3 protein-coding genes are annotated in these 3,707 nt (G+C 62.6%); 2 read left to right on the top strand and 1 reads right to left on the bottom strand.

All coding sequences use genetic code 11. The features are described 5' to 3' along the window. On the bottom strand, nucleotides 1-1,049 hold a 1,049-nt coding region (locus tag EN969_RS21180; RefSeq protein WP_127419364.1), incomplete at its 3' end, for an efflux RND transporter periplasmic adaptor subunit. Between the two features lie 145 nt (nucleotides 1,050-1,194). Between EN969_RS21180 and EN969_RS21175 the strand changes: the two genes are divergently transcribed. Together EN969_RS21175 and EN969_RS21170 are read left to right on the top strand one after the other, a co-directional pair. Then, complete coding sequence (locus tag EN969_RS21175; RefSeq protein WP_024503025.1) at nucleotides 1,195-1,728, top strand: TetR/AcrR family transcriptional regulator; 534 nt, start codon at nucleotides 1,195-1,197, stop codon at nucleotides 1,726-1,728. A gap of 124 nt (nucleotides 1,729-1,852) precedes the next feature. Then, on the top strand, nucleotides 1,853-3,454 hold the full coding sequence (locus EN969_RS21170) for an inorganic phosphate transporter (RefSeq protein ID WP_063170349.1): 1,602 nt from the start codon (nucleotides 1,853-1,855) through the stop codon (nucleotides 3,452-3,454). Nucleotides 3,455-3,707: the final 253 nt, after the last annotated feature.

The raw sequence follows: 3,707 nt of genomic DNA, 5'->3' as shown, positions 1-3,707 counted from the left end.
GCCGCCGGCTTCATGGCATCGGCCGGCTTGGTGTCCGCAGGCTTGGCGTCAGCCGATTTGTCGGCTGCCGGCGCAGCGGGTTTTTCCTCCGGCTTGGCAGCTGGCGCTGTCTCGGCGGGCTTGGCTGGCTGCACCACGAAGATGTAGTCGCCATAGAGACTTGTCGTCAGCGCCGTCTGCGGCAGGGTCAGCACGTTCTGCTCTTCGGGCAGCTCGACACGCACCTGCACGAACTGGCCGGGGGTCAGCTTGCCATCGGGATTGGCGACTTCCGCCCGGATGTTCACCAGCCGGCTGGACGAGTCGATCTTCGGGTCTATGCCACGAATGGCGCCTGCGAATGGCCTGTCCTCGCCGCCAAAGCCCAATCGAATCGTCTGGCCGATCTTGAGCAAGGCGAGTTGCTGTTCGGGAACCGTGAAATCGACCCGCATCGTGTCGAGGTCCTGCAATGTCACCACGGCGGTGCCGGGCGCCAGATACTGGCCGACATCGATCTTCGGGATACCCACCGTGCCGCCGAAAGGCGCCGTCAGCTGCTTCTGGTCGAGCACGGCCTGCAGCTTGGTGACTTGGGATGCCGAGGCCGAGGCCGCCGCACGCGCCGTGTCCAGCGTCGAGTCGGAGCCAACGCCACGCCTGGTCAGTTCGATGGCGCGGGCAAGTGAGGTCTGGTCTAGCGCGGCCTGCGCCTTCTGTGCATCGAGGTCGGCGCGCTCGACGGCGTCATCGAGTTGCAGCAGAACCGCATTGTCCGCCACCTTCTGGTTGGCATGGAAAAGGATGTCCTTGACGATACCGGTAGTCTCGACCGTCAGGTCGACACCGCGCACCGCCTTGACCGTGCCGATCGCCTCGACGCCTGGCGTCCAGGCCGAAGGCTTGGCGATGGTCGTCGAAACGGTTGCCGCCGGCGGCTTCATCGATGCGAAGTACTGCTTGATGCCGTTGTCGCGCAGGAAGTTGAAGCCGACGATGCCGCCGACCACGACGACGAGCAGGGCCAGAACCAGAACAATGATAAAGATACGGAGTATGCGCTTGAACAAGGAAGTCCCCTCAGTCGAAATCCGGCGCGAAGCGCGGATATCGGGACACATACCGACTGCGGGTCCCGATTTCAAATAATGGCGGTCTTCCTGTACCGTCTGGACGGTCTTGTCAATTGGGCCTAAGCTTGCGATGGGAGGCACCATGAGAGCCCAAAGACCGAATTCGCGCGAGAAGATTCTCGCCGCGGCGGCTGATGTTGCCCGGGAATCCGGACCAGGCAGCCTGTCGCTGGATGCCGTCGCCAGCCGTGCCGGCGTGTCGAAGGGAGGGCTCCTCTACAATTTCCCGACCAAGGCCAAATTGATGCAAGGTTTGGTCGAAGGCTATCTGCGCGAGTTCGAGCACGCGCTGGAAGCCGCCAGCACAAATGACAAGGACGAAAATCCCCTGGCCGTCTACATCAGGCTGTCGGCCAATGATTGCGAGGAAAAGCAGCCGTCGGCGTCCTGGATCTTCTCGGCCATCGCCGAGGATCCCGATTTCATGATGCCGATAAAGACCTTCAAGCGGCAGCTTTTCGAGCGGCTGAAGGGCGAGACGCCGGATCTCAAATCGCTGTTGATCTGCTATCTCGCCATCGAGGGATTGCGCAGCATGAACCTCTTCGATTCGGATGTCCTGTCGAAAGACGAGCGCCAGTTGTTGGTATCGTCGCTGCTCGAGATTGCCAAATAGGCGCCGCCCACCCGCTTTTCGGCAGGCCTGTTCGTGAACGCGGCGTTCGCCGGCGTCACACAGGGTTCATCGTGCGGACATAGCGTCTTCCCAGTTCTTTGCTGCAATGCATCTGGAGTGGGACATGGTGGACATAGTTTCTAGCGAGGCGGGCATTCCGAGACCGGATCATCCGCTGGATCAATCGGGCAGCGCGAAGTGGTTCCTGCCGGCCTTCGGCGTGCTGGTGCTCGTCGGCATCGCCTATGTCGGCTACGCGCTCAGCCAGGATCTTGCGGTGGCCAAGACCGTGCCGTGGATCCTGCTTGGCATCGCCTTGCTGATCGCGCTCGGCTTCGAGTTCGTCAACGGCTTCCATGACACCGCCAATGCGGTGGCGACGGTCATCTACACGCGCTCGATGCCGGCCGAATTCGCCGTCATGTGGTCGGGCGCCTTCAATTTCCTCGGGGTTCTCACCTCCAGCGGCGCGGTCGCCTTCGGCATCCTGTCGCTGCTGCCGGTCGAGCTGATCCTGCAGGTCGGCTCGTCCTCGGGCTTCGCCATGGTGTTCGCGCTGCTTGTGGCGGCGATCCTGTGGAATCTCGGCACCTGGTTCCTCGGACTGCCGGCGTCGAGCTCGCACACGATGGTCGGTTCGATCATCGGCGTCGGCCTTGCCAACCAGTTCATGGCGCCCGCCGGCAGCGCCACCAGCGGCGTCGACTGGTCGCAGGCGACCAATGTCGGCGTCACCCTGCTGGTGTCGCCGATCATCGGCTTCTTCGCCGCGGCGATCCTGCTCTATGTAATGAAGCTGCTGGTGCGCAATCCGGCGCTCTACGAGGCGCCGAAGGGCAACACGCCGCCGCCATGGTGGATCCGTGGCCTGCTCATCTTCACCTGCACCGGCGTCAGCTTTGCGCACGGCTCCAATGACGGACAGAAGGGCATGGGCCTGATCATGCTGATCCTGATCGGCGTCGTGCCGACGGCGTATGCGCTGAACCGCACCCCCGACATCAACTATCTCGAAGCCTACAAGTCTGCTTCGGTCAGCGTCGAAACGGCGCTGGGCAAATATGCCAAGCCCGGCGTCACCGTCGCCGATGCCAAGGCCGCCGTCCAGGATGCCGTGCGCACCAGGACATGGAGCGACCAGACGACGGTTGCGCTGCAGACCTACATCCACAACACGACGGCTGGCCTGCAGCCCTATGCCTCGGTCGAGACGGTGCCGACCGATCTGGTCAGCAACGCCCGCAACGACATCTATTTGATCGGCGAAGCGCTCAAGCTGATCGACAAGAAGCAGCTGCTGCCGATGGAGGCGGCCGATCTGAAAGCGGTCACCGACTATCACAAGGCCGTCGACAACGCGACGAAGTTCATCCCGATCTGGGTGAAGGTCGCCGTCGCGCTGGCGCTCGGCCTCGGCACCATGGTCGGCTGGAAACGCATCGTCGTCACGGTCGGCGAGAAGATCGGCAAGAGCCATCTGACCTACGGCCAGGGTGCGGCGGCCGAACTCGTGGCGATGGTGACCATCGGCATGGCCGATCGGCTGGGACTGCCGGTGTCGACGACTCATGTGCTGTCGTCGGGCGTTGCCGGAACGATGGCGGCGAACGGTTCGGGGCTGCAATGGGCGACGGTGCGCAATCTGCTGCTTGCCTGGGTGCTGACGCTGCCGTGCTCGATCACGCTGGCCTTCGTGCTGTTCATCATCTTCCGCCAGGTGTTCTGAGCCGAGCGTAAGCTTCCGAACAAAAGGCAGCGCCGGGTGACCGGCGCTGCCTTTTTTCTTTAAGTGAGCACTGCGTTCAAGGGGTGAAGACGTATTCGTTTCTGTTGACGTGGAACATGCCTAGGAAATTGCCGAAACGCCTTTCGCTTCGTCATCCTGTGGCGGAGCAGGGAGCGAAGCGACGCGGCGCAGACCATAGGATCCATGCCGCGACTCCTGAGCGTTGCCGCGGTGCAGAATTCTGCTCCGCTGC

The organism is Mesorhizobium sp. M7A.F.Ca.CA.003.01.2.1 (genome assembly GCF_003998945.1).
GTDB classification, from domain to species: Bacteria; Pseudomonadota; Alphaproteobacteria; order Rhizobiales; family Rhizobiaceae; genus Mesorhizobium; species Mesorhizobium ciceri.
This window is presented reverse-complemented; position numbering and strand designations above follow the sequence as displayed.